General features: G+C 61.3%; 28 protein-coding genes and 1 pseudogene. 17 read left to right on the top strand and 12 right to left on the bottom strand.

Going from position 1 to position 22872, the window contains the following annotated elements:
- Positions 1–99 precede the first annotated feature (99 nt).
- Genes GGQ88_RS03770 through GGQ88_RS03760 form a run of 3 tightly spaced genes read left to right on the top strand, consistent with a single transcriptional unit; the run spans position 100 to position 4212 of the window.
- Entirely contained in the window at positions 100–1365 is a 1266-nt protein-coding gene (locus tag GGQ88_RS03770; protein ID WP_183611740.1) for a cytochrome P450, read from the top strand.
- A 53-nt stretch (positions 1366–1418) separates the two neighbouring features.
- Positions 1419–2744: a type I glutamate--ammonia ligase gene (locus GGQ88_RS03765; protein ID WP_221214476.1), complete on the top strand. Its 1326-nt coding sequence runs from the start codon at positions 1419–1421 to the stop codon at positions 2742–2744.
- 7 nt (positions 2745–2751) lie between these two features.
- Positions 2752–4212: an aldehyde dehydrogenase family protein gene (locus tag GGQ88_RS03760; protein ID WP_183611739.1), complete on the top strand. Its 1461-nt coding sequence runs from the start codon at positions 2752–2754 to the stop codon at positions 4210–4212.
- Positions 4213–4566: 354 nt separating this feature from the next.
- Here the strand turns inward: GGQ88_RS03760 and GGQ88_RS03755 are convergent, their stop codons facing one another.
- Positions 4567–5463, bottom strand: coding sequence for a LysR family transcriptional regulator (locus tag GGQ88_RS03755; protein WP_183611738.1), 897 nt, complete (start codon positions 5461–5463; stop codon positions 4567–4569).
- Positions 5464–5609: 146 nt separating this feature from the next.
- Between GGQ88_RS03755 and GGQ88_RS03750 the strand changes: the two genes are divergently transcribed.
- From GGQ88_RS03750 to GGQ88_RS03735, 4 genes are all read left to right on the top strand, one after another.
- The gene (locus GGQ88_RS03750; protein WP_343057074.1) at positions 5610–6206 is read left to right on the top strand and encodes a pyridoxamine 5'-phosphate oxidase family protein; all 597 of its coding nucleotides are present in this window, start codon (positions 5610–5612) and stop codon (positions 6204–6206) included.
- A 121-nt stretch (positions 6207–6327) separates the two neighbouring features.
- On the top strand, positions 6328–6963 hold the full coding sequence (locus tag GGQ88_RS03745) for a cytochrome P460 family protein (RefSeq protein ID WP_246385416.1): 636 nt from the start codon (positions 6328–6330) through the stop codon (positions 6961–6963).
- Positions 6964–7111: 148 nt separating this feature from the next.
- The gene (locus tag GGQ88_RS03740; RefSeq protein ID WP_183611737.1) at positions 7112–7660 is read left to right on the top strand and encodes a carboxymuconolactone decarboxylase family protein; all 549 of its coding nucleotides are present in this window, start codon (positions 7112–7114) and stop codon (positions 7658–7660) included.
- A gap of 88 nt (positions 7661–7748) precedes the next feature.
- Positions 7749–8213 carry a nuclear transport factor 2 family protein gene (locus GGQ88_RS03735; RefSeq protein ID WP_183611736.1) on the top strand — a complete coding sequence of 155 codons (465 nt, stop codon included), beginning with the start codon at positions 7749–7751 and terminating at the stop codon, positions 8211–8213.
- Positions 8214–8311: 98 nt separating this feature from the next.
- On the opposite strand, the gene GGQ88_RS03730 is transcribed toward GGQ88_RS03735, so the two are convergent.
- The 3 genes from GGQ88_RS03730 to msrA all read right to left on the bottom strand — a co-directional run bounded on the left by GGQ88_RS03730 (position 8312) and on the right by msrA (position 10204).
- Positions 8312–9034 carry a cytochrome c biogenesis protein CcdA gene (locus GGQ88_RS03730; RefSeq protein ID WP_183611735.1) on the bottom strand — a complete coding sequence of 241 codons (723 nt, stop codon included), beginning with the start codon at positions 9032–9034 and terminating at the stop codon, positions 8312–8314.
- Positions 9031–9435, bottom strand: a complete 405-nt coding sequence (locus tag GGQ88_RS03725; RefSeq protein ID WP_221214475.1) for a thioredoxin domain-containing protein — start codon at positions 9433–9435, stop codon at positions 9031–9033. Before GGQ88_RS03725 ends, GGQ88_RS03730 begins: the two co-directional genes overlap by 4 nt.
- A 100-nt stretch (positions 9436–9535) precedes the next feature.
- On the bottom strand, positions 9536–10204 hold the full coding sequence (gene msrA, locus GGQ88_RS03720) for a peptide-methionine (S)-S-oxide reductase MsrA (protein WP_183611734.1): 669 nt from the start codon (positions 10202–10204) through the stop codon (positions 9536–9538).
- A gap of 113 nt (positions 10205–10317) precedes the next feature.
- On the opposite strand from msrA, the gene msrB reads away from it, so the two are divergent.
- On the top strand, positions 10318–10824 hold the full coding sequence (gene msrB / locus GGQ88_RS03715; RefSeq protein ID WP_425490403.1) for a peptide-methionine (R)-S-oxide reductase MsrB: 507 nt from the start codon (positions 10318–10320) through the stop codon (positions 10822–10824).
- A gap of 21 nt (positions 10825–10845) precedes the next feature.
- On the opposite strand, the pseudogene GGQ88_RS21200 reads toward msrB, so the two are convergent.
- The 6 genes and pseudogenes from GGQ88_RS21200 to GGQ88_RS03680 form a co-directional block, all read right to left on the bottom strand.
- Positions 10846–11529 (bottom strand): annotated as a pseudogene (locus tag GGQ88_RS21200) (DUF1223 domain-containing protein).
- A gap of 2 nt (positions 11530–11531) precedes the next feature.
- Entirely contained in the window at positions 11532–12290 is a 759-nt protein-coding gene (locus GGQ88_RS03700) for an HvfC/BufC N-terminal domain-containing protein (RefSeq protein WP_183611731.1), read from the bottom strand.
- Positions 12287–13129, bottom strand: coding sequence for an MNIO family bufferin maturase (bufB, locus tag GGQ88_RS03695; RefSeq protein WP_183611730.1), 843 nt, complete (start codon positions 13127–13129; stop codon positions 12287–12289). The genes GGQ88_RS03700 and bufB overlap by 4 nt, the downstream gene beginning before the upstream one ends.
- 105 nt (positions 13130–13234) lie before the next feature.
- Complete coding sequence (gene bufA2 / locus GGQ88_RS03690; protein ID WP_183611729.1) at positions 13235–13501, bottom strand: BufA2 family periplasmic bufferin-type metallophore; 267 nt, start codon at positions 13499–13501, stop codon at positions 13235–13237.
- Between the two features lie 82 nt (positions 13502–13583).
- Positions 13584–14225 carry a DUF1109 domain-containing protein gene (locus GGQ88_RS03685; protein WP_183611728.1) on the bottom strand — a complete coding sequence of 214 codons (642 nt, stop codon included), beginning with the start codon at positions 14223–14225 and terminating at the stop codon, positions 13584–13586.
- On the bottom strand, positions 14225–14761 hold the full coding sequence (locus GGQ88_RS03680; protein WP_183611727.1) for a sigma-70 family RNA polymerase sigma factor: 537 nt from the start codon (positions 14759–14761) through the stop codon (positions 14225–14227). The genes GGQ88_RS03685 and GGQ88_RS03680 overlap by 1 nt, the downstream gene beginning before the upstream one ends.
- 223 nt (positions 14762–14984) lie before the next feature.
- Between GGQ88_RS03680 and GGQ88_RS03675 the strand changes: the two genes are divergently transcribed.
- From GGQ88_RS03675 to GGQ88_RS03650, 6 genes are all read left to right on the top strand, one after another.
- Positions 14985–15251, top strand: a complete 267-nt coding sequence (locus GGQ88_RS03675; RefSeq protein ID WP_183611726.1) for a BufA1 family periplasmic bufferin-type metallophore — start codon at positions 14985–14987, stop codon at positions 15249–15251.
- 28 nt (positions 15252–15279) lie between these two features.
- Positions 15280–15720 (top strand): DoxX family protein, encoded by a 441-nt coding sequence (locus tag GGQ88_RS03670; protein ID WP_183611725.1) that lies wholly within the window; start codon positions 15280–15282, stop codon positions 15718–15720.
- Positions 15721–15828: 108 nt separating this feature from the next.
- The gene (locus tag GGQ88_RS03665; protein ID WP_183611724.1) at positions 15829–16782 is read left to right on the top strand and encodes a metallophosphoesterase family protein; all 954 of its coding nucleotides are present in this window, start codon (positions 15829–15831) and stop codon (positions 16780–16782) included.
- A 33-nt stretch (positions 16783–16815) separates the two neighbouring features.
- Positions 16816–17190: a cupredoxin domain-containing protein gene (locus GGQ88_RS03660; RefSeq protein ID WP_183611723.1), complete on the top strand. Its 375-nt coding sequence runs from the start codon at positions 16816–16818 to the stop codon at positions 17188–17190.
- A gap of 34 nt (positions 17191–17224) precedes the next feature.
- The gene (locus tag GGQ88_RS03655) at positions 17225–17842 is read left to right on the top strand and encodes a sigma-70 family RNA polymerase sigma factor (protein WP_183611722.1); all 618 of its coding nucleotides are present in this window, start codon (positions 17225–17227) and stop codon (positions 17840–17842) included.
- Entirely contained in the window at positions 17839–18630 is a 792-nt protein-coding gene (locus tag GGQ88_RS03650) for an anti-sigma factor family protein (protein WP_183611721.1), read from the top strand. The genes GGQ88_RS03655 and GGQ88_RS03650 overlap by 4 nt, the downstream gene beginning before the upstream one ends.
- Before the next feature lie 7 nt (positions 18631–18637).
- Here GGQ88_RS03650 and GGQ88_RS03645 read toward each other — a convergent pair whose 3' ends face one another.
- Positions 18638–19042 (bottom strand): winged helix-turn-helix transcriptional regulator, encoded by a 405-nt coding sequence (locus tag GGQ88_RS03645; RefSeq protein WP_183611720.1) that lies wholly within the window; start codon positions 19040–19042, stop codon positions 18638–18640.
- A 99-nt stretch (positions 19043–19141) separates the two neighbouring features.
- On the opposite strand from GGQ88_RS03645, the gene GGQ88_RS03640 reads away from it, so the two are divergent.
- Positions 19142–20119 (top strand): quinone oxidoreductase family protein, encoded by a 978-nt coding sequence (locus GGQ88_RS03640; protein ID WP_183611719.1) that lies wholly within the window; start codon positions 19142–19144, stop codon positions 20117–20119.
- A gap of 77 nt (positions 20120–20196) precedes the next feature.
- Here GGQ88_RS03640 and GGQ88_RS03635 read toward each other — a convergent pair whose 3' ends face one another.
- Positions 20197–20790 carry a CGNR zinc finger domain-containing protein gene (locus tag GGQ88_RS03635; RefSeq protein ID WP_183611718.1) on the bottom strand — a complete coding sequence of 198 codons (594 nt, stop codon included), beginning with the start codon at positions 20788–20790 and terminating at the stop codon, positions 20197–20199.
- Between the two features lie 118 nt (positions 20791–20908).
- Between GGQ88_RS03635 and GGQ88_RS03630 the strand changes: the two genes are divergently transcribed.
- Together GGQ88_RS03630 and GGQ88_RS03625 are read left to right on the top strand one after the other, a co-directional pair.
- The gene (locus GGQ88_RS03630; RefSeq protein WP_183611717.1) at positions 20909–21886 is read left to right on the top strand and encodes an alpha/beta fold hydrolase; all 978 of its coding nucleotides are present in this window, start codon (positions 20909–20911) and stop codon (positions 21884–21886) included.
- Positions 21887–22067: 181 nt separating this feature from the next.
- Positions 22068–22865, top strand: a complete 798-nt coding sequence (locus tag GGQ88_RS03625) for an SDR family oxidoreductase (RefSeq protein WP_183611716.1) — start codon at positions 22068–22070, stop codon at positions 22863–22865.
- The last annotated feature ends 7 nt before the right edge of the window (positions 22866–22872 follow it).

Here is a 22872-nt window from a genome sequence, read left to right as displayed (position 1 = left end):
GATTCGGCCGACCTGAAGTGGCCTGCGCAAGTCTGTCCGCTTAAGCCAAGTCCCCCACGCCCCGGCAGGACTAGCACCGCTGCAGGACCGGAGGACCAGATGCAGTTTCCCTTTTCGCGCTCTAACGACGCTCATGTCGATCTGTCATCGCTTGATGCGTTCAACGATGGCGCACCATTTGCCACGTTCGACCGGATGCGCCGCGAAGATCCGATGGCATGGGCCGAGATGCTCAACGGCGATAAGGGCTTCTGGTCGGTGACCCGCCATGCCGATCTGCTGGAGCTGAACCGGCAGGCCGATCTGCTGTCTTCGGCCAAGGGCATCCGCATGGAGGACCAGTCCGAGGAAGAGTACGAGGCGCGCAAGACCTTTCAGGAAACCGACGCCCCGCACCATCGCGGTTTTCGCGCGCTGGTGTCGAAAGCCTTTTCCAAAAGCACCGTGGCCGGTTTCGAAGAGCAGATCCGCACGATCGTGACCGACCTGCTGGACGTGGCATTGGACGAGGGCGAGTTTGACGCGGTGGACCGTATCGCCCGCCGCCTGCCGATGCAGATGCTGGCGCAGATCATGGGCGTGCCGCAGGAGGATGGGCCATGGCTGGTGGAAAAAGGCGATGCGCTGATTTCCAATTCGGACCCCGACTACACCGATTTCGTGGTCGATCAGGTCGATACCGAGGCTTACCGGATGCTGCCGTTCCGGTCTCCGGCGGCGGTCGAACTGTTCGATTATGCCAATGGCCTGCTCGACCGGATGGACGCGGGCGAGCAGATCGGCGTGCTCAATCTGGTGCTCGAACCAACCAGCACCGGCACGCGAATGAGCCGTGATGAGTTCCGCAATTTCTTCTGCCTGCTTGTCGCCGCCGGCAACGACACGACCCGCTATTCGATCTCGGCCACGATCCACGCGCTGGCCAACAACCCGCACTTGTTACAGGCGCTGAAGGACGGCGATTTCCGGAGCTGGGAAGCAGCCGCGGACGAGATGGTCCGCTATGCCTCGCCGACCACGCATTTCCGCCGCACTGCCACGCGCGGCTTTGAATTTCACGGCAAGCAGGTGAAGGCGGGGGACAAGGTGCTGCTGTGGTTCCTGTCGGGCAACCGCGACGAAACCGCGATCCCGCGCCCCTACGAGATCGACCTCCACCGCGAACGCAACCCGTTCCTGTCATTTGGGCAGGGCGGCCCGCACATTTGCCTGGGGATGTGGCTCGCCAAGCTGGAAGTGGCCATCGTCATGCAGGAACTGGCCAAGCGCCTTTCATCGATCGAGCAGGTGTCCGACCACAGCTATCTGCGATCCAACTTCATCCATGGCATCAAACATCTGCCGGTACGCATCGTTGCCCGCTGAAATCGTGTCCGCCAAGGACCGGGAAAAACAAACAGGGCAACCAGGGGAGAACCATGACCACCATGCCGAAAATTGACGCCCCGCGTGTGAAAGCTCCCGTGCAGGACCGCTGCCGGGTGCTGTTTGCCGACCAGCTGAACCTGGCACGCGGCAAGTATGTGCCGATGTCGGACGCGGCCAAAGGGCATACCCGGATGTGCGTGGGCACTTTTGCCGTGACGTATGACAAGGCGCTGGTGGCCGCGCCCGGTGGCGGGATGCTCGACGGGCTGCCCGACATGGAGGTGACTTTCGACCCCAAGGCCATGCGCCCTTCGTGGGATGCGGGCACGCAGATTGCGTTGGGGGCCTTGCGGTTCAAGGGCGAACCGTTCGTGCTGTGTGGACGCAGCGCGCTGCAACGCGCGATCGAGGCCTGGCGCGCGCGCGGGCTGGAACCGATGGTCGGTATCGAGATGGAAGCCTATGTCTTCCAACGCGGCCCAGACGGCGAATGGGTGCCTTATGATACGCCGGGCGCTTTCGTTTACGGCACAGGTCCGTTCTCCGACCCCGCAGGACTGATCGACGAGATCTGGTCGACGGCAGAGGCCTGCGGCATCCCGGTGGAATCGATGAATGCCGAATTCGATGCGCCGCAGTTCGAACTGACGCTGCGCTATGGCGATGCGATGAAGGCCGCCGACGATGCCTTCCTGTTCCGCCAGATGGCGCGCGAAGTGCTGTACAAGCGCGGCTATCTGCTGTCTTTCCTGCCCAAGCCCTTCGCCGAGAAGAGCGGCAGCGGGCTGCATTTCAACCTCAGCTTTACCCGCGCCGATGGCAGCAACGTCTTTGCCAACGATGTGGCGAGCGGCACGCTCTCGCCGGAAATGCGTGGCTGCATCGCCGGGCTGATCCGCCATCACGAAGCCTTGTCTGCGATCATGGCGCCCACGACCAACAGCTATGCCCGGCTGCAACCCGCCAGCCTTTCGGGATACTGGGCGAACTGGGGGATCGATCACCGCTCTGTCACCGTGCGCGTTTCGGCAGAAACCGGTCCGGCCGCCCGGATCGAGCACCGCATGGCCGATTGCGCGGCCAGCCCCTATTTCGCGCTCGCCGCAATGCTGCAAGCGGCGCTGCTCGGGCTTGAGCAGGACTACGACCTGCCCGAGCCTGAAACCAACGACGGGCTGGAGACGATCAACACCGATCGCCACACCCCGCACAACCTGAACGACGCGCTCGACGCTCTGGAGGCTGACACCACGCTGACCGCCGCCGTGGGTGCCGACATGATCGCCAATTTCATCGCGATCAAGCGCGAGGAAGTGCGTATCCTAGCCGATATGAGCGAGGCCGAGAGCCTTGCCTACTACCTCCCCTATATCTGAGGCTACCATGCGCGAACGCATCGACATTGCCGGCATTTCCATCTCGCCTGATCATTTCATCGGTGGCAAGCGGGTGTCATCACCCTATACTTTCGAAACGCGTTGCCCGTTCGACTGGTCATGGAAGCTGGCCGATATGGCGCGCGGCACGGTAACCACCGCAGCGCTGGCTGCGCAGGCGGCAACCGATGCCTTCCCCGCGTGGGCAGCACTGACTACGGCTGAACGTGGGGCCTATCTGCACCGTCTGGCCGACCTGATCGAAGCCAATGTCGAGAAGCTGGCGCTGATCGAATGCCTCGACATGGGCATGGTGCTGGAAAGCCTGCGCCTGCGCGTGATCTTGCGTGGTGCGGCCAATTTCCGCAACTACGCCGATCTTGCCAGCGAGCATCAGGAGCGCGTGTGGTCTTCGCGCGGCACGGCAAACCGGGTGATCCGCATGCCTGCCGGGCCAGCGCTGATCATAACGCCGTGGAATGCGCCGTTCATGCTGTCCACCTGGAAGTGCGCGCCCGCGCTGGCGGCAGGCAATACCGTGATCCTGAAACCGGCTGACTGGTCGCCACTTTCAGCCTCGCTGCTGGCCGACCTGATTGACGAAGCCGGATTCCCCGCAGGTGTTTTCAACATCGTGCAGGGCTTGGGCGCGGAGCTGGGCAATGCGCTGACATCCGACCCGCGCATCAAGCGCATCAGCTTTACCGGCAGCGTGCCGACCGCGCGCGTGATCGGCAAGGCGGCGGCGGAAAACATCGTGCCGTTCACGGCGGAACTGGGCGGAAAATCGCCGCTGCTGGTGTTCGCCGATGCCGATATCGATGCGGCTGCGAAGAAGGCAGCGGGGCAATATGACGATAGCGGGCAGGTCTGCATGGCAGGCACCCGCATCATCGTCGAGGAGTCTGTCCGCGAGGAATTCCTGGCAAAGTTCCACGCCTATACCGACGCGCATGTGATGGGCGACAGCCGCGACGGCGCGACGACGATGTCCGCGCTGATCCATCCGGTCCATGTCAGCCGTGTGCTGGGCTTCATCGATCGCGCACGGGCGGCGGGCGATACCATCGTGCGCGGCGGCAAGTTGTGGAAGGAAGGCGCGAACTGGATCGAGCCGACGCTGATCGTGCCAAAAAGCAACGACAGCGAAGTGGTGCAGAACGAGGTCTTCGGCCCAGTGCTGACCTTTCAGACCTTTGCCTCCGAAGCAGAAGGCATTGCGCTCGCCAATTCCACCGCTTTCGGACTTTCGGGCATGGTCTATACCGGCAGTGCCGAGCGGGCCGAGCGCGTGGGCCGGGCGGTGCGCGGCGGGACAGTGTGGGTGAACACCTTCCTGGTGCGCGATCTCACCGCGCCGTTCGGGGGGATCGGCATTTCCGGCATCGGCCGTGAGGGCGGTGACTACGCGCTCGATTTCCATTCAGATCTGAAGACGCTGCAAATTCTCGAGGGCAGCGTCAGCTGACACGCAGGCTTCACTTTCTGGGACAAACCCGACGTTCCCGGATGGCGCGTCTTGCGGCAGGTTCTCCGCTAAGATCCGACACTCAGCATTCGCCTGACCTGCGTTGTACACCGACCGCAACTTGGCGGTTCTTAAATTGCTGGTTCTGAATTTAAAGCCTCGGAAAGCTGGCTCTCGCTACTTGGGGTCGAGCAAGCATGTTTGCCAGGCCTTTGCCGCCAATCGCGTGGTCGCAGGACGACATGGGATTGCCGACGCTGATATCACTATCGGCGATGGGAATGTCGCTTCCCAGTGAACCTGCGCGTGCAAACATCCTCCGACTGATCCTGCGGGCGTCAGCCGGTCAGTGGTTCAATTTATCAATGGGTTGGCGCGCAGTCGATCCGCCGTGAAATCCACGAAGGCCCGGACTTTTGCCGATGCGCGTCGGCCTTCGGGATGAATGATGTGCACTGGCAGCGGATTGGGTTCATGGTCGGCCAGAACTGTTTGCAGATCACCGGCCAGCAGGGCGGGACCGATCTGATAGGACAACGGTCGCGCCAGACCCCACCCCTGCTTGGCCGCCGCGACGACCCCCTCATAGGTGCTGCAGTATAGTCGCGGATTCACAGTCACCACGGTCTTTTCGTCTTTATCGAACCGCCAATCGAGTGCCGAAAAGGCGCTCGTTGCAGCAATGATCCGATGGTTTGCCAGATCCGCCGGGCACGCTGGCATACCGTGTTCTTCGAAATAGGCAGGAGATCCGCAAACCACGCGCCGTACTGTGCCGACCCGCACAGCCGCATAGCTGGAATCCGGCAGATGGCCGATGCGAATGGCGATGTCGATGCCTTCGTCCACTATGTTGGTGACCCGATCGAGAAACAATGCGCGTGCGGTGACGGCGGGGTACAGATCGAGAAATTCCATAAGGATCGGCAGGATATAAATCTGGCCGAAGAGGACAGATGCCGTAATGCTTAGCGTGCCGGTCGGGGTCGCGTAGCTACCTGCCGCAGCAGCCTCGGCCTCGCTGATTTCGGCGAGAATCCTCCGGCAATCCTCAAGATACCGAGTGCCCGGTTCCGTCAGTTTGACCGAACGGGTCGTCCGGGTCAGCAGGCGTGTACCAATCAGCCCTTCCAGTGTCGCGATTGCGCGCGTGACCGCTGGTGGACTCATATGAAGCTGACGCGCCGCTTCGGCAAAACCACCAGTCTCGGCGACTTTCACAAACACCTGCATCGCGTGCAATCGCGCCATACTTCATTCCCTTTTCCGGAATAATCTATTTCCTTTTATGGCGATTGCCCCACATTTCAAAGCAGTTCAGCAGTTAAGCTTGGGAGATCGGCTGGCGTTCGACCAGGGCGGCTTCAAAATGCCAAACTGACTGGAAGGATAACCTCGTGAATGATCCCACCCGACCGATTGATGTCGCGTTCACCCCGGCGGTGAGGCGCGTTCAAGCGCAAAAAGGGTCGCGCGAATTCTGTGAGCGGCTTGAGATGGGCAATAGCGTCGATGAGAGGCTTGCGGCGTTTATCGCCGAGCGAAACAGCTTTTATCTGGCCAGCGCGAGTGCAGACGGACAGCCCTATATCCAGCATCGTGGCGGCCCCCGCGGGTTTCTGAAGGTTCTGGACGAACGCACGTTGGGTTTCGCCGATTTTCGCGGCAACAGGCAGTATATCTCCACGGGAAACTTCAGTGAAAATGCCAAGGCCTTCATCTTTCTGATGGACTACGCGCACCGCCGCCGGATCAAGCTTTGGGGCGCAGTGCGGGTCGTAGCCGCTGATCCGGCCTTGAGCGCGATGCTGTTGTCCGATGACTACCGCGCTCGCGCCGAGCAGGTTATGCTGTTTGACCTGATTGCCTGGGATGCCAACTGCCCCCAGCACATTCCCCAGATGATAGAAGCTGAAGACGTGCGCGCCGCGCTGGCCGAGCGTGACGCGCGCATTGCTGCACTAGAAGCGGAACTGGCCAACTACCGCCGTTGACGCTTTTCCAGCATTCCTCTGGGCGCAACAATCCATTCCCTTTTCTGACTATTCTCTCGCGTCGTGAACGAGCCCAGCCATGCTCGCCAGGCGGGCGATCCTTTCCGCCGGAGAGACGGGGATGATCATGCGAAGCGCGTCGACCAAATTCTGCATCGTGCTGGCGGTGAGTGCGGCGGCCCTGATTGCTAGCCAAGCATCGGTAAAGGCTATCGCTGGTGCCACGACTAACGGTTCCGCTGGTATGGCGGCAGAGCCCAATGCCGAGCCCCGTTACACGGACAACGGCGAGTTGATCCTTCCTGCCGACTATCGCGATTGGATATTCCTGACCTCCGGCGTCAACATGAACTACAGCGACGAGCTGCTGAACATGGGACATGAGATGGTCGATAACGTGTTCGTCAACCCTGCGTCCTGGAAGATGTTCAAGGCGGCCGGGCGGTGGCCTGATGGAACGATCTTCGTCAAGGAAGGCCGCGTAGGATCGAGCAAGGGTTCGATCAACAAGTCGGGCATTTTCCAAACTGAGCGCCGCTTCGATCTCGAAATCCACGTCCGGGACAGCAAGCGTTTCAAGGGTGGCTGGGGCTTCTTCGTCAATGTGGCCGACCGACCGGCGCGTGTGCTGCCGGCAAGCGCCAGCTGCTACACCTGCCATGAAAAGAATGGCGCGCTCGATACGACTTTCACGCAATTCTATCCGACGGCAAAGCCGATCGCCGAGAAGGCGGGCACCTTCGATCCCAGCAAATAGCTGGCCGCATCGAGCAAAGGAAGGGGCGTTCCATAAAATGGAATAATCCATTCACCAAGATCTGCATTCTGCTCATTCCTGGATGAGATCATAAGGCGATTGCGGGACGGCCTGACGCCATTGGCCCGCCAGAAATAGGAGAATTCCCATGTCACGCATTCCTACCCCAGCCTCGATCGAAGCCTCGCCAGAGGCGTCGCGTCCACTGCTCGAAGCCGTCAACAAGCAACTCGGTGTGGTGCCCAATCTGTTTCGCATCGTGGGCACGAGCCCTGCAGCCCTCGAAGGCTATCTGGGGTTGAACGGCGCGCTGGGCCGCGGCACATTGCCAGCCGCAACGCGCGAGCGGATCGCCCTGGCGGTCGCCCAGATCAACGGCTGTGGCTACTGCCTCGCCGCGCATAGCTACTTGGGCAAGAATCTCGCGAAGCTGGACGGCGTCGAAATCACCGCCAACCGCAAGGGAACATCGACCGATGCAAAAGCCGCAGTCGCCGTGCGCTTCGCCGCGAACATCGCCACAGCCCGAGGTGCCGTCAGCGCGGCGGAAGTCGATGCGGTTCGTGACGCGGGATATAGCGATGCCGAGATCGTCGAAATCATCGCCCATGTCGCGCTCAACACGCTGACGAACTACGTCAACGAAGTGTTGGGTACGGAAATCGACTTCCCGGTTGTGGAAGCACTCGCCGCCTAAACGCGGTTTGCGTGAAGAAGCCGCCGTCGGCACAATCGACAGCGGCTTTTTTACGTTGGTTCATTCCGAAACGACGGAGAATTTTCCGATGACGCGTCCACCCATTCCGCCATTCACTGATGAGACTGCAGTGCAGAAGGTTCGCCTTGCCGAAGACGGCTGGAACAGTCGCGATCCTGCCAAGGTGGCGCTTGCTTATACTGCCGACTGTACCTGGCGGAACCGCGCCGAGTTTGTCAGCGGCCGGGCAGAGATCGAAGCTCTGCTGACGCGAAAGTGGGCCAGAGAGCTAGACTACAGGCTGATCAAGGAAGTCTGGACGCATAGCGGAAATCGCATCGCCGTGCGTTTCGCTTATGAATATCACGACGACAGCGGACAGTGGTTTCGGGCTTATGGCAACGAGAACTGGGAGTTCGGTGCCGACGGCCTGATGCAGCGACGGATCGCCAGCATCAACGAGCATCCCATCGCCGCTGCCGATCGCAAGTTCCATTGGCCATTAGGCCGTCGGCCAGACGAGCACCCTGGGCTTAGCCATTTCAGGTTCTGATACGTGTGCTTGAGCCGCCATCGAAGCATCAGCTCAGGCATGCGGCTTGCCCGTGCGTATGTAAATGCTGACGAGCGGCATCTTTGCATTCCGTGATCCTAGAAGCGTGTTGTCAGATCGGTGATCCAAGCTGGTAATATCGTGATCGCCGCGCTCTCGATCTGTTTGTCGACGCTGGTCAGCACCAGCAATCCCGCTGCGGCCATGGAAAGGCCAAGCGCCAGGCGGCCATAGCGCCCGCCGGTCATCAACCCACCGCGTAGCCGCTGCAGCGCGGTGCGCGAGAGCATCCCTATGCCAAGCAGCGGCGCAGCAGCGCCAAGTCCGAACAGCAGCATCACACCGGCAACCGCACCGAGGCTTTCGCCGCGGCTGGCGAGCAGCGACGCCGCCCCCAGCGTCGGCCCGACACATGGGCTCCACACCGCGCCCAGAAGCGCACCAAGTGCGAACTGCCCGGCCAGACCATGCCGCTGCGCATGGGCACTGTTGCGCGATCCCCAGGCAACGATCGGCGCCAATACGACCTCGAGCATGACCTGCAGGCCCGGCGTCAGCAGAAAGACGCCCAGCACCAAAAGGATGACACCCAGGGCAGGCCTCAAGCTATCCTGATCCAGCCCGAGACTGAAGCCGATCGTTGCCAGAAACAGGCCCGTGCCTGCGAAAGCGATCGCTACGCCGAGGGCAAGGGCGGCCGGTCCCAGACGATGCCGCCCCGCCGCGCCTGCAAACACGATTGGCAGGATCGGGAGAACGCAGGGCGACAAAATCGTCAGGAGCCCCGCCAGAAAGGCGAGGGCAGCATCAAGCGAACTCACCGGCGGTGCAAGGCCGAAGTGGCGAGCGCGCGTATTTGCGTGGGTTCAGTCACGCCCGTGCTGCGGCCGGTCTCGGTCTTGCCAGAAAAGGCGATCAGGGTGCTCTGCTGGCGAATGCCGAGCATCTGCTTCTCGGCGCGTTGCGCGTCATAATCGAGCTTGAGGATGACGAGCTGCGCAAACGCTTTGTCCTTGGAAATGGCGCTGATCGTCGGGGCCTGACGCCGACACGTCGGGCACCAGTCTGCATGAGCGTCGACAAGGATCGGCTTGCCGGCTGCCTGCGCCTTTTGGAAGGCTGCAATGGTAAACGGCAGGATCTCGCCAGCGAACGCTGGGGCTGCGGCGACGAGGAGGGCGGGCACAGCCGCCAGGCTCAGGAAGGGGCGGAATAAGGACACAGGAATGAGGCTCCAGAATAAATGGATTCAGTGATTTTAGGATCACGCGCCGGGTTGGTTACGACCCGTTCCCGGCGCATAAGGGTCAGAACCGGCGGTTCTAGGCCTTCCAGTTTGCGGGAAATATGCGCTTGAGCGCCTCAACCTTGGGGCGATCGTTGATGACGATGTAGGGGTAGGTCGGATTTCGGGCCATGAAATCCTGATGATGGGCTTCGGCAGGATAGAAGGTGCGGCTGGCCTCGATGCGTGTCACGATCGGCTTCGAATAGACATGAGCGTAGGAAAGCTGGGCGATATAGGCGCGCGCAACCTTGTCCTGGGCTGCCGACATCGGAAACAGCGCGCTGCGATATTGCGTGCCACGGTCCGGGCCTTGACGGTTCAGCAGAGTCGGGTCTGCCACGACCGAGAAATAGATCCGCAGCAGGTCCGCATAGTTCACCTGCGCGGGGTCGAACACGACCTTTACGGATTCGGCGTGACCGGTGGTTCCGCTCGAAACCTCCTCATAGTCGGCCGTGCCGACCTTCCCGCCAGTGTAGCCCGAAGTCGCGCTCACTACGCCTTTGACATGCGAGAAGACGCCCTCGACGCCCCAGAAACACCCGCCTGCAAATATCGCCGTTTCCCGGTGCCCGGAGACAGGTGCCAGAACCGCGGGCGCGGGAGCCTTGATGGCCTGCTCGGCAGCGTCCACAGGGCTGTTGAAACTGACAGCGGCAACCACTGCAACAAGACCGGAAGCTAAAACACAGATGCGGTTCATGGGATAGGACTCCTTGGCCAGTCACCATCCTCATTCGTCGGCAAGTCGGACATGGTTACATCATGATCGGGTAATCCTGTAACCAACGGTCGCACGCGGCCGAAAGGATCGATATGATCCAGCAAAACCCTGCCTCCCGGAACCGCCGCTCCTTCCTGTCGCTTTGTGCCATGGGCGTCGTCGCCTGGCGCCTCGCTGCGATGGACCGACCCGCAGCCAGCGCAGCCACCCCAGTGCGCTTCACGCTGAGCGACGCCGAATGGCGCAAGCGGCTGTCTCCGCAGGCCTACGCGGTGTTGCGCCGGGCTGGCACCGAAGTGCCATGGTCCAGTCCGCTCAATAGCGAACATCGGCGCGGCCGCTTCCTGTGCGGCGGCTGCGCATTGCCGCTTTATGCCTCCGCAACCAAGTTCGACAGCGGCACGGGCTGGCCGAGCTTCTACGACCATCTGCCGCGCGCCATCACTACACTCGGCGATAGCTCTTTGGGATTTCAACGAACCGAAGTGCGCTGCGCGCGTTGCGACAGCCACCTCGGCCATGTCTTCAATGACGGACCGCGGCCCACTGGGCTGCGCTACTGCATGAACGGCGTGGCGATGCGCTTCAAGAGCGCCTGACAGGTCAAGATCCGCCTGTGTTCAAATCCGGCGAGCGGCGATCACAGGGCCTGCCCGCCCGACCTGAAGGATAAGGACGGACTCCAGCCCCGCGCGCGCTTTTGGCACGGTATAATGGGCAGCGCGCCCGTTCCATGCCCCCAGCGCCGTCAGTTCGCGCACGATATTCTTGTGCACGATGGTGCGGCCGCCATTTTCGCCTGCCTTGATCGGCACTGCAATTGCACGCGGATCATAGCGAACGAGCTACAGTGTGGCGGGCTTATCGCGCTTGCCCGCAGCGATATCGATTGTGGTGCCCGAGACGCGGATGGCGGGATCCGGATTGACGATGCGCAGCCGACCAATCGCCTGATCGACTTCTCCGCGCCGGCTGCCAAGCAGAGCCACCCGCCCGTTCACGATCATTTGAGGGGTGGCGACGTTGTTGCGTCCGCCAGCGCTCGCGTAATCCCTCTGGCGCTGTGTGAACGCTGGCTGCGCGAAGCTGTCTTTCCAGCCGAGGTAGTCCCAGTACGTTACCGCGAAATTGAGAGCGATGACGTCGCGACGCCCGGCCAGATCGTTCAGCACCATGTCTGCCGGAGGGCAGGACGAGCAGCCCTGACTTTGGAAAAGCTCGACTACGACGGGGTTTGGTTCGGCTGTAGGCGCTGCATATGCAGTTGCACTTGCCAGCAACACCAGCGGCAACAATTTGCGCATCGTCATTTCTCCGGCTGATTGATGGCAAGGATTAGACCCTGATCGATCCATTCGGCAAGCATGGCCCCGGCCTGGGCAATGCCGGCCTCGCTGCCCAGCTGTTCGATCAGGCTCATGCACAAAGCGGTGAAAGAACTTCCCGAACCGACCATTTCCAGCGCGACCTGTTCGATCGCCTCGATCGTGCGGAAACAGGGCGTGAAATCCTTGCGCCACACCAGCATCGTTCCGGGCGTCGGCAGCAAGGTGGCATCGGGCGGCGTAAGCTCGGCCTCCAGGGCCGACCAGATTGCCCCGGCATTGGTACGCGCAAGTCCGGTCTGGATCGATGGTATCAAAACAAGGACTGCCTGATCCCAGTCGACAGCAGTCAGAGCGTCGGCAGCGACCGGTACGCAATCCGCACATTCGAAGGCGCGGCTGAGAGCCCAGTCGAGCCATGCCAGTTCGGCAACTTCGGGATCGTCGGGGTAGAGGCTGGCAAGCGTCTGGTCGAACCCTTTGCCATAGACGCCCAGCGTCCAGCCCGATGGCGGCGTCTGCTCGATGTGGGTCCGCGCAGCGTTGATGAAGGCATCGTCCCCGATCCACAGCAGCGTTTTCTCGAACGTGTCCTTCAGGCACTCGACCAGCTGCACGCGGTAGGCGTTGTGATAGATGTCGAGGCCTGCACGTGCATCGCCATCGACCCAGACCTCCATCGCAACCGGCACATCGGTCAGCCAGTTGCGAAAGCTCCGTTGCAGGGTGGCGAGAGTCATGCGGCCTGCCTTTCGCCTTCGCAGGCGATCTCGCGGGCAATATCGAGTTCGTCCAGCAAGTCGGCCAGCGGCGGAATGTCATCGTCACGCTCGATCATCGTTGCAACCGACGGTATCCGGTGACGAGAGGCTGCGTAAAGCGCCCAAACCGGCGGTGGCACGGGTTTGTCATGCGTATCGATCAGGCGGTCGCGTCCCTGGCTGTGCCCGGCAAGATGAATCTGCCGCACCCTGTCGGCGGGGATACCATCGAGGTAGGCAATCGGATCGAAGCCGTGATTGACGGCGCTCACGAAGATATTGTTGACGTCGAGCAGCAAGGCGCAGCCAGTACGGTCGCAAAGTACGTCCAGAAACTGCCACTCCGTCATCGTCTCATCCAGGAACTGCAGGTAAGTGGACGGATTTTCGATCAACATCTGCCGCTGCAGAACATCCTGAGCCTGACTGATGTTGGCACAGACCAGATCGAGTGCTTCGTCGGTATAGGGCAGCGGCAGCAGATCATGCGAATTGAAGCCATCGATGCGGGTCCAGCACAAATGGTCGGACACGAAGAGAGGGTCGACATGATCGACCAAAGCCTTCAGCCGGGCCAGATAATCCAGATCCAACCCGTCCGATGATCCGACCGACATGGACACCCCGTGGAGCGCGACCGGCATCCTCTCGCGCATCTGGTCAAGGATATAGCGCGGGCGTCCGCCATCGATCATGAAGTTTTCGGAGATCACCTCGACGAAATCGACGGGCACATGTTCCGTGAGAAACTGCTGATAGTGAGGAGGCCGCAGGCCAAGGCCAAAGCCGTCGAAGGAAGCGCCGGGCTCGCGAGTCATCTTGCATGCTCCGAAGGGGTGAGGCCCGGCGTCAAGGATGCCGGGCCTCGGTGGCCACTCTCTCGGGAGGGTTGAGAGGCGAGAAAGTGGCCTAGGGAAAGAGAGTTACTGGGGTTCAGTCAGGCTGCCGCCGGCCTTGGCGCAGGCCTTGCTCGACATTTCCTTGAAGCCCTGGCCCTTGCAGCCGTTCTGGCCCTTGCAATCGTTCTTGGCCGTCTTGCAGTCCGACGTGCCCTTGCAGCTGTTCACGCCATAGCAGTGGACCGCCTTGGCACCGCCTGCGGCAAAGGCCGGGGCAGTGGCTCCGATGCCAGCTAGAGCAAGCAGAGCCGCGGTCGTGGCGATGCTGACGCCTGACTTCATGGTGATCATGGAATAGCCTTTCGAAGAATTAGATCTTTGCCGTGATGGCAAGAAGCACTTCGAAGGAATTTGCCGGTTGGTTACACGCGCATCACCAGCGCATGAAGCGTGGACCAACCAAGGCTCCCACCATTCCGGCCAGACCGATGCCCAAACTATACCAGCTCAAGACGAAGGTGGCCGAAGCTTCCGGGCAATGAAAGCCATAAAGCGTGGCAGAACAAGCGCCTGCAGCAAGTCCTGCCGTCGTGCCGGTCAGGCGCAATTGCGTCGGGGCGAATTGCCGAAATGCCCAGAGCAAACCTGCAAAAATCGGAAGTGAGTAAAGCAATACGCGCGGAACGCATTGCTTCCAGCTTTCCCCCAGCCACAGCGCGTGCCAGTCCTGTGATGGCGTAAGGGCCAGTTCGGCCACCGACACTGCGGCGAGCAGTCCTACGGGAATGATGAGGAGCCGCAGCCACTCGGATCGACTGGATTCGGGGCGGGACAAATGCCGGGCCGCCATGATGGCACACAGGCCAAGCGACAAGCTGTAGCTAAATTTCATCCAGAACGGAAAACCACGCATGGCCGTCTCAAGGTCGGGCCGGAAGCCGATCGTCAGGGCGATCCCGGCCAGAGCCGCGATGCCACCGGTCACGATGCCGATGGTCATTCGGCGCGCAACCAGGAATCTGGACACGGGGGGCACATCAGCTGCAAGAGCGCGGATCAGATCTTCGGTCTGCATCAGCTCGCTCCTCTCAACCGCGCCGCAAGCGCCTTCAACCCGCGATGCACCGAAACCTTCACGTCAGCCTCGCTAACGCCTTGCGATTGCGCGGCCTCCGCGATGCTGAGGCCTTCGACCTTGGTATCGCGGATTGCCTTTGCCTGTTTGGCCGAAATGCCGCCCAGCAGCCGGTCAATGTCGATCCGCGCGGCACAAGCCTCTTCGAACCCTTCCGAAATCAGGATGTCCTCGAGCCCGTCGATGGAAACCATTTGTCGGGCGCGGCGAAAGTGGTCGATCAATTTGTAGCGCGCCACCCCATAGGCCCACGCGACAAGCGGCAGATCGCGACGATATGTCGCGCGCCGGCTGTGAATGGCCATCAATGTTTCCTGCACAAGATCCTCGACATCATCGCTGGCACCGCGAAGGCGGCGTCCGAAAAAGGATCGCAGTATGGGAACGAGCGCACGGAGCAATGCGGCATGGGCATCGGCGTCGCCATCAAGGCCGCCAATCATCCATGACCTGAGCTGATCTTCACTCGCCCGCATATGCACTCCCGCAATGCCATTCGGGCCGCACGGGCGAATGGTTACAGCATATGCCAATCGCGGAAAAACTCTCCTGCACTGCGCCAGTGTAACGAATCGCCAGACTGCCGCGAAGAGGCATTCGTGACCCGGCCCGCTAGGCCTCCCAGGGTCACCGTGCGACGGGATCGTCCTGACGGTTCCGTCGCATGTGAGGCCTGCAGAATTTCTACGGAGACGAACAATGACATCCACCCCGGCTATTCTGGCTGCATCTCTCGCACTTGCCCTTGCGGCTGGCACTGCCCACGCAGCGCCCAAGGCCCCGATGGAGAAATGCTATGGCGTTTCTCAAGCTGGCAAGAACGACTGCAAGGCTGGCGCTGGCACAAGCTGCGCAGGCACGTCCAAGGTCGCTTATCAGGGCGATGCCTGGAAACTGGTCAAGGCAGGCACCTGCACGAAGATCAAGACTCCCAAGGGCTTCGGCTCGCTCACGCCCAAGGCCTGAGCTTACCCCATCCCCAAGGAGAAGAGCGATGACCCCTCTTGCGCGCCGTTATGGTGAAGTATCAGACTGGTTGATCCACCGCACCCCGGAAAGCCTGCTGCTGCTGATTGCGCGCGTGAGTATCGCTGCCATCTTCTTCCTTTCGGGTCGCACAAAGGTGGAAGGGGTGCTCACCATCACGCCTTCCACCTTTGAATTGTTCGACACAGAATATCAGCTGCCGCTCGTCCCATCGGATATCGCCGCATACGCAGCGACGTATAGCGAGCACTTGTTCCCGATCCTGCTTGTGCTCGGCCTGCTGACCCGCCCGGCGGCAGCGGCGTTGCTGGGGATGACTGCGGTGATCGAGATATTCGTCTATCCCGATGCATGGCCCACACACCTGACTTGGGCGGCGCTGTTGCTGTTTCTCATCGTCCGGGGCAGCGGAAAGTGGGCGCTCGATCGCATGCTGCGTCTCGATTGAGCCCTGTGCGGGCGAAGGTCTCGCAAAAAATTTCGGCTGGAACAGGAATAAACCGACGCTGCTTGCGGTCACCTCTTGCGATCACACCAGATGGATGGAGCAGCAAGTATGGACACCAAGGCCAGCGACCGGATCGATCGGCGCGGAATGCTGCAATGCATGGGCTGGGCTGGCACGGGCGCTCTCTACGTGATGGGCGGAGGCATTGCCTCATCGATCAGTCTGGACGCCGCGCTAGCGGCTCAGCGTCCCGATCCGGCCGCCGGACGCGTGACCCCGTTCAGCTTTCTCCAGATCAGCGACAGCCATGTCGGGTTCGACAAGCCAGCCAATCCGAACGCCCGCGGGACGTTTCAGGAAGCTGTCGCAAAGATCAAACTGCTGCCGCAAAAGCCTGCCTTCATCCTCCACACGGGTGACATCACGCACCTCTCGAAGGATGCCGAATTTGCGGATGCAGATGCCATCGTCAGCGAGGCCGGCATCCCCGCGTTTCACGTTCCAGGCGAACACGACATGCTCGATGAAGGTGGCGGCAAGGCCTTTCTCTCGCGCTATGGAAAAACCACGCTGGGAACGGGCTGGTACAGCTTCGATCACGATGGCGTTCATTTCATTGCCCTGGTCAACGTAGCCAATCTCCAGCCCGGCGGCATGGGCCATTTGGGCGAGGAACAGTTGATCTGGCTTGCCAGGGATCTGGCGGGACGATCGGCCAGCACACCGATCGTCGTTTTCGCCCATATTCCGCTGTGGACGGTTTACGCCGATTGGGGCTGGGGGACGGATGACAGCCTTCAGGCCTTGTCGCTGATGCGCCGCTTCGGCTCGGTGACAGTGCTCAACGGCCATATCCACCAGATCATCCAAAAGGTGGAAGGCAACATCAGCTTTCACAGCGCCCGCTCCACCGCCTATCCCCAGCCCGCACCGGGCGCGGCGCGATCGCCCGGCCCGCTCAAGGTCGCTGCAGAAACACTGCACAGCGTGCTCGGCATCCGGACGGCGACGGTCGTACCCGGCGCTGAGCCCATCGCCCTCATCGATGCCGCGCTCGGGTGATCGCACCCACATCAGGTCAAGAGGTACACCCACATGCCCCCTTTGAAACATCGCCACCAGCGCGCCACATGGCTTGCCATTACGATTGCCGTAAGTTCCGTCGTCGCATCCTCTCACCCGGCTCATGCTGCCGGACGAGGCCCAGCGGCAGCCGAAGCGCAGGTCGTTCAGATCAGGAACTTTGCGTTCGTCCCAGCCATCGTGACGGTCAGGCCCGGAACGACGGTCACGTGGACCAATGCCGATGAGGACCCGCACAGCGTGGTGGCCAATGCCAAGGCGTTCCGGTCCAGCGCGCTAGATACCGGCGACAGCTATTCGTTCACCTTCACCAAGGTCGGCGACTACGGGTATTTCTGCTCCCTTCATCCGCACATGACCGGCAGGATCATCGTCAAGGCGCGATGACCAGAGCGGAGCGGCCAAGGGCGAGCGCGAGCGCATGACGCGAAGCTTCCTGCGCCCCCATCTCGCCTTCAGCCGCGTCTGGCGCTCACAGGCACCGAAAAATGTCGGCACATCGGCCGTTCCGCACCATCAGGCCGAGCGTTTTCGGGAGGTCATGCTTCCGCACATGGATGCAGCCTATAACTTCGCCCGCTATCTTGCGCGCGACCCCAGTGGAGCCGAGGACATCGTGCAGGATGCCTTCCTGCGCGCGTTCCGTTCGTTCGACAGCTATCGCGGTGAATCGGCCAAGGCATGGCTTTTCGCAATCGTGCGCAACTGCTTCTACAACTGGATCAGCGCCAACCGGGACCGCGTTTCGACTTCCTCACAAGCCAGCGATGAAGCGCAGGCCATCGACGAGGATACCCCCGAAGTGATCCTGATGCGGCGCAATGCAGTGGATTCCGTTCGCGCCATGATCGAAAATCTGCCCGAACCATTTCGCGAAACAATAGTTCTGCGAGAACTTGAGGAGCTTTCGTACAAGGAAATAGCTAGCCTGACCGCCGTGCCGATCGGGACCGTCATGTCGCGTCTCGCCCGTGCGCGCCAGATGCTGGCCACCTTGCTCATTTCCGAAGACGCCCAAGGCAGGATGATCCGGCCATGAACACCTGTTCCGACCAATCGTTGCTGCTCCACGGCCTGATCGACGGGGAACTGGATGCTGCCAACAATCTTGCGGTTGAAGCCCACGTGAAAACCTGTGCTGCGTGCGCAGACGAATTGCAGCGTCTTGAAACGGTCCGCGCCAGCCTGTCCGCGGATGGCGTTTCCCACACCATGCCAGCGGCGGTGCGCAACCGGGTGGACGCCGCATTGCAAGCCGCAACCGCCCCTGTACGAGACAACGCCCGCCTGCGTCGATCATCGCACAGGCCTTGGCGATCACCGATCGCGAGCGGTGCTCTTGTGGCTCTGGCTGCAAGCCTTGTGCTGTTCGTGGCCACGCCGCAACTTACGACTGCGAGCTTACAGGACCAGCTTGTTGCCAATCATGTGCGCTCGCTCCTGGCAAACCACGTGACCGATATCGCAACCTCCAATCGCCACGTGGTGAAGCCGTGGTTCAACGGCCGCATAGAGTTCGCGCCGCCGGTGCCGGAGCTTGCAGCCCAAGCCTTTCCGCTCGTCGGTGGCCGTCTGGACTATGTCGATGGGCAGGTCGTGCCCGCAATCGTCTATCATCGCCGCCTGCACACGATCAATTTGTTCGTACGGCCTGCGCGCGGCATCCTGTCCTCTGCCGGGTTTGTCACGCGCCGCGAGGGTTTCAGCCTGGTGCGATGGGCGCAGGACGGTCTGGAATTCTGGGCCGTATCCGACATCGAACCTGACGAATTGCGGCAGTTCCAGCGCCTGTTCGCGCAGGACTCGTCGCCTTCGACCATACCCTGAGTGCCAATCAGGCCGGCAAGGCTTGGGCGATCGCTCCGGGATGCACTGCCAAGGCTGCCGGACAATCGATCATCCGATCGATTTCGTCGAGTTCCCGGGCGTGACGCCGTCCCCAATCGCACAACGCCAGCAGTACTGGCCCCAAACTGAGGCCAAGCGGCGTCGCATTGTATTCGACACGGGGCGGCACCTGGCGGAAAATCTCGCGATGGACGATGCCGTGCTCCTCCATCTCCCGCAATTGCTGGATCAGTACCTTCTGGCTGATCGCCGGCATGCGGCGATGGAGTTCCGACAAGCGCAGCGCGCCATCGAACAGATGATAAAGGATGATGGGCTTCCATCGCCCAGCGATGACCTTGAGCGCGCGTTCTGCTGGAAGCAGTGGCAAACGCTTCGTGAGATGGACCATGGTTACCTCCTGGTGTGTATGGCACGAAAGAGTGTGTAGTTTCCAAAGGGGCTATTCGGCCAAACACAGGTCTCGTTACACAGCCAAGCGAGATCCTTCATGAAAGCCATCGAATTGCGCCGTTTCGGCGACCCCGACGTCCTCGAATACGGCGATGTGGCGGACCCGGTACCCGGGCCCGGCGAAGTGCTCGTCAGGGTTCACGCGGCAGGAATCAATTTCTCCGACGTCCTGATGCGGCAGGATCGTTACGCCATGACCCCGCCGCTGCCATCCGTCCTTGGGTCGGAAGTCGCCGGAACGATCGCCGGGCTGGGAGCCGATGTCGATGGGCTCACGATCGGAACCCGTGTCGCCGCACCACTGTTCGCTGCGAATATATCGTTCGGTGGCTACGCCGAATATGTCGTGGTTCCGGCAGACTACATCGTTCCCTTGCCCGACGGACTGTCGTTTGAGGATGCGACGGCGCTCATGGTGCAAGGGCTGACGGCGGCCTATCTGCTCAGACAGGCGCCACCTCAAGGCAAGACAGTGCTTGTCACCGGTGCCGCAGGCGGTGTCGGCTCGATCCTTGTTCAACTCGCAAGGCAGGCGGGCGCGCGCTGCATTGTCGCGGCGGCGAGCACCGAGGCAAAGCTGGAGTTCGCACGCTCGCTCGGCGCGGATGTGGGCGTTGACTATACCGACCCAAACTGGACCGCAGCGCTTGGTGGCGCGGGGCCGGATATCATCTATGAATCGGTGGGCGGTGCGATCACGATGGATGGCCTCTCCGCGCTGGCGCCACTCGGACAGATGGTCATCTACGGAGCGCTCAACATTCAACAGTTTGCGCTGGGCGTTCCCGATCTTCTCGGCCTCATTTTTAAGAACCAGTCAATCACCGGCTTCGCGCTGGTCCCGTTGCTGACGCCCCCCAGCCTGAGGGCAGAATTGACCGTACTGTTCGAAGCCGCCGCGCGGGGAGACCTCAAGGTGACGATCGGCGGCGTCTATCCGCTGGCGGAAGCAGCGGAGGCGCATCGTGCGCTTGAAGGCCGGAGCACCATGGGCAAACTTATCTTGGTGCCGTGACGCGGTTTAGGCCGGGGCACCGGGTGCTCCGGCCTATGCTTCAAAGCAAAGTGATAATGCAGACCGACAAACGGTCATCACGCCGATTGTCCGGTAGACTTGCGTTCTCGGTATTGAGCGACCTTGTCGCGGTTGCCGCACAGGGACATCGTACACCAACGGCGGCGGTTGTTCTTGCCGACGTCATAGAACTGCATGACGCAAGCCGGGTTGTCGCAGTGGCGCAACCTGCGGTGGTCGAATTCGGCGAGGAAGCGGGCAAAGTCCCACGCGACCGCAGTGGCAACCGGCGGCCCGACAAGTTCGAGCCGTTCGTCGACGCCGAGGTTGGTAACGTGCAGGTGGACGCCTGAGCGGTCTATCAGACGATTGATGGTCACGATTAGGGTATCAGGCAGCGGCTTTGATGCCGCAAGGCAATCAAAGGCTTGAGCAAGCTGCTGCCGCAGCGCGTTTAGTGCCTTGGGTTGATCGATGGTCGCGCTCTCGCCAGGCGCGATGTTGGCTTGTCGCGCCCAGTGTTCAATGGCCTGTGCCGTTCCGATGAGGTCTTGGGCGACGCCGTTGATGACGGGCCTGGTGTTGAGGAAATCAATCCACAGGTGGCCGCCCAGGAAAGGCATACCTTCCCGAAACTCGCCAACGAACGGAGTCTGCGTCGTGGGTACCATGTGTCTCGCCCGGCCTCGCTGCAGATAAATAATGTAACCGTTAAAATGGCAGTTGACAGGTGATCTGTAAAGCGACACCGTTAATGCGACATTTTAACGGTTACACGGAGATTCGCAAATGACACATTCCTTCCGTTCCACAGCTGGCGGCTTGCTTGCCACATCCGCTGCAGGCCTGCTTGCGGCCACGCCTTTGCCCGCTGCCGCAGCCCCGGCGCATTCTACCGCCCACACCAGCATCGAGACGCTATATCGAACCGCAACAGTAGAGGGCCGGAAGGTGTTCTATCGCGAAGCAGGTGATCCGGCCGCGCCGACGATCGTGCTGCTGCATGGCTTCCCGACTTCATCGCATATGTACCGCGACCTTATCCCGGCGCTGGCCGACAAGTTTCACGTCATCGCGCCGGATTACATCGGCTTCGGCCAGTCGGACGCGCCGTCGCACACAGCGTTCACCTATAGCTTTGACAATCTGACCGGCCATGTGGACGGCCTGCTCGACCAATTGCACCTGACATCCTACATCCTCTACATGCAGGACTACGGCGGGCCGATCGGCTTCCGCCTGTTCGCAGCCCATCCGGATCGGGTGAAGGGCTTCGTGATCCAGAATACCAATGCCTATCTCGAAGGCGTGGGCGATCTGCCCAAGCAGATATTCCTGCCGCTCTGGAACAAGCGTGACGCAGCCACAGAGACGGCTGCGCGCAGCTTTCTGAAAGCAGAAACCACGCAGTTCCAGTATACGGTCGGCGCGAAAAACCCAGAAGCTATCAGTCCCGATAACTGGGTGCATGATCAGGCCTTGCTCGACCGCCCTGGCACCGACGCCTATCAGCTCGACCTGCTCGAAAACTACAAGACCAACGTCGCTCTCTACGACAGCTGGCATGCCGCGTTCCGCAAGTATCAGCCAAAGACGCTGATTGTCTGGGGCAAGGCGGACCCGTTCTTTATTCCGGCAGGGGCGGAAGCCTTCAAGACCGATCTGCCGAACGCAAATCTGGTCTGGCTCGACGCCGGGCACTTCGTTCTCGACGAGAACACGCCGCGCGTGGCCCAAGAGATCAAGGCAACCTTCGCTGCCAAATAGCACCGCCTGTCGGCGTTGATCCAGCATCGCCCCGCATTGGCGGGCGATAGGCCGCTGGCGGTTTCACCCCCAACCCCTCGTAACCGTCAGCGGCCAAATCCGTAATTGTTGAACAAGCCATCCGCCTTGTGTCTCAAGGTGGATGGCTATTGTGACTTGCTGTCACGGAAAGCATCCTCCCATGCACGACAATCCCGATTTAGCGGCGCGCACGCCGCGCACTGTCATCGTTACCGGTGCCAGCCGTGGCATTGGCCGTGCCACCGCATTGCGCCTTGCGTGGGAGTTCGATCATGTCACGGTCGCGGCGCGCAACGAGCTTGCTCTGGAGCAAAGCGCGTCGGACATACGCGCCGCCGGGGCGGCCGCCTTGCCGGTCGCGGCTGATCTGCGCACGAAAGGCGCGTCTGCTGAACTGGTTTCGCGCACGCTGGAAGCCACGGGACGGATTGACGCTGTCGTCAACATAGCCGGAGCCGTGCCCCAAGCTGGCCTGATGTCCATGACCGACGAGCAATGGGATGACGGGCTCGCGCTAAAGCTTCATGGCGCGCGTCGCCTCGCGCTCGCCGCTTGGCCGCATCTCGTCGCATCGCGCGGAGCGCTGTTGTTCATGTCCGGGGCAACGGCGCTGATGCCCAAGGCGTCGCTTGCTGGTGTGTCCACGATCAACGCCGCCATCCTCGCCTTGGCCAAGGCTTTTGCGGAACAGGGGCTGACCGATGGCGTGCAAGTCAATTCCATACAGCCAGGTTCCGTGATGACGGACCGCCGATTGACCATCATCGAGCGTTTCGCGCAGGAACGCGGGCTCCAGCTTGCCGAAGCGATGGACGTCTATGCGCAGGAATCCGGTATCGCGAGCTATGGCCGGCCGGAGGACATCGCAGAACTGGTTGCCTTCTTGCTCTCCCCGGGTGCGCGCTGGATGACCGGCAGCACGCTGCGCATGGATGGCGGCGAAACCCGGTCGATCTGAACCGAAA

Origin of the sequence: Novosphingobium hassiacum (assembly GCF_014196055.1) — a bacterium.
Classification (GTDB): Bacteria; Pseudomonadota; Alphaproteobacteria; order Sphingomonadales; family Sphingomonadaceae; genus Novosphingobium; species Novosphingobium hassiacum.
This window is presented reverse-complemented; position numbering and strand designations above follow the sequence as displayed.

Excerpts from the sequence above, each read along its gene's own strand:
- GGQ88_RS03770 (WP_183611740.1), top strand. The coding sequence starts at position 100 with ATGCAGTTTCCCTTTTCGCGCTCTAACGACGCTCATGTCGATCTGTCA.
- GGQ88_RS03765 (WP_221214476.1), top strand. The coding sequence starts at position 1,419 with ATGACCACCATGCCGAAAATTGACGCCCCGCGTGTGAAAGCTCCCGTG.
- GGQ88_RS03760 (WP_183611739.1), top strand. The coding sequence starts at position 2,752 with ATGCGCGAACGCATCGACATTGCCGGCATTTCCATCTCGCCTGATCAT.
- GGQ88_RS03755 (WP_183611738.1), bottom strand. The coding sequence starts at position 5,463 with ATGGCGCGATTGCACGCGATGCAGGTGTTTGTGAAAGTCGCCGAGACT.
- GGQ88_RS03745 (WP_246385416.1), top strand. The coding sequence starts at position 6,328 with ATGATCATGCGAAGCGCGTCGACCAAATTCTGCATCGTGCTGGCGGTG.
- GGQ88_RS03740 (WP_183611737.1), top strand. The coding sequence starts at position 7,112 with ATGTCACGCATTCCTACCCCAGCCTCGATCGAAGCCTCGCCAGAGGCG.
- GGQ88_RS03735 (WP_183611736.1), top strand. The coding sequence starts at position 7,749 with ATGACGCGTCCACCCATTCCGCCATTCACTGATGAGACTGCAGTGCAG.
- msrA (WP_183611734.1), bottom strand. The coding sequence starts at position 10,204 with ATGAACCGCATCTGTGTTTTAGCTTCCGGTCTTGTTGCAGTGGTTGCC.
- msrB (WP_425490403.1), top strand. The coding sequence starts at position 10,318 with ATGATCCAGCAAAACCCTGCCTCCCGGAACCGCCGCTCCTTCCTGTCG.
- GGQ88_RS03700 (WP_183611731.1), bottom strand. The coding sequence starts at position 12,290 with ATGACTCTCGCCACCCTGCAACGGAGCTTTCGCAACTGGCTGACCGAT.
- bufB (WP_183611730.1), bottom strand. The coding sequence starts at position 13,129 with ATGACTCGCGAGCCCGGCGCTTCCTTCGACGGCTTTGGCCTTGGCCTG.
- bufA2 (WP_183611729.1), bottom strand. The coding sequence starts at position 13,501 with ATGATCACCATGAAGTCAGGCGTCAGCATCGCCACGACCGCGGCTCTG.
- GGQ88_RS03685 (WP_183611728.1), bottom strand. The coding sequence starts at position 14,225 with ATGCAGACCGAAGATCTGATCCGCGCTCTTGCAGCTGATGTGCCCCCC.
- GGQ88_RS03680 (WP_183611727.1), bottom strand. The coding sequence starts at position 14,761 with ATGCGGGCGAGTGAAGATCAGCTCAGGTCATGGATGATTGGCGGCCTT.
- GGQ88_RS03675 (WP_183611726.1), top strand. The coding sequence starts at position 14,985 with ATGACATCCACCCCGGCTATTCTGGCTGCATCTCTCGCACTTGCCCTT.
- GGQ88_RS03670 (WP_183611725.1), top strand. The coding sequence starts at position 15,280 with ATGACCCCTCTTGCGCGCCGTTATGGTGAAGTATCAGACTGGTTGATC.
- GGQ88_RS03665 (WP_183611724.1), top strand. The coding sequence starts at position 15,829 with ATGGACACCAAGGCCAGCGACCGGATCGATCGGCGCGGAATGCTGCAA.
- GGQ88_RS03660 (WP_183611723.1), top strand. The coding sequence starts at position 16,816 with ATGCCCCCTTTGAAACATCGCCACCAGCGCGCCACATGGCTTGCCATT.
- GGQ88_RS03655 (WP_183611722.1), top strand. The coding sequence starts at position 17,225 with ATGACGCGAAGCTTCCTGCGCCCCCATCTCGCCTTCAGCCGCGTCTGG.
- GGQ88_RS03650 (WP_183611721.1), top strand. The coding sequence starts at position 17,839 with ATGAACACCTGTTCCGACCAATCGTTGCTGCTCCACGGCCTGATCGAC.
- GGQ88_RS03645 (WP_183611720.1), bottom strand. The coding sequence starts at position 19,042 with ATGGTCCATCTCACGAAGCGTTTGCCACTGCTTCCAGCAGAACGCGCG.
- GGQ88_RS03640 (WP_183611719.1), top strand. The coding sequence starts at position 19,142 with ATGAAAGCCATCGAATTGCGCCGTTTCGGCGACCCCGACGTCCTCGAA.
- GGQ88_RS03635 (WP_183611718.1), bottom strand. The coding sequence starts at position 20,790 with ATGGTACCCACGACGCAGACTCCGTTCGTTGGCGAGTTTCGGGAAGGT.
- GGQ88_RS03630 (WP_183611717.1), top strand. The coding sequence starts at position 20,909 with ATGACACATTCCTTCCGTTCCACAGCTGGCGGCTTGCTTGCCACATCC.
- GGQ88_RS03625 (WP_183611716.1), top strand. The coding sequence starts at position 22,068 with ATGCACGACAATCCCGATTTAGCGGCGCGCACGCCGCGCACTGTCATC.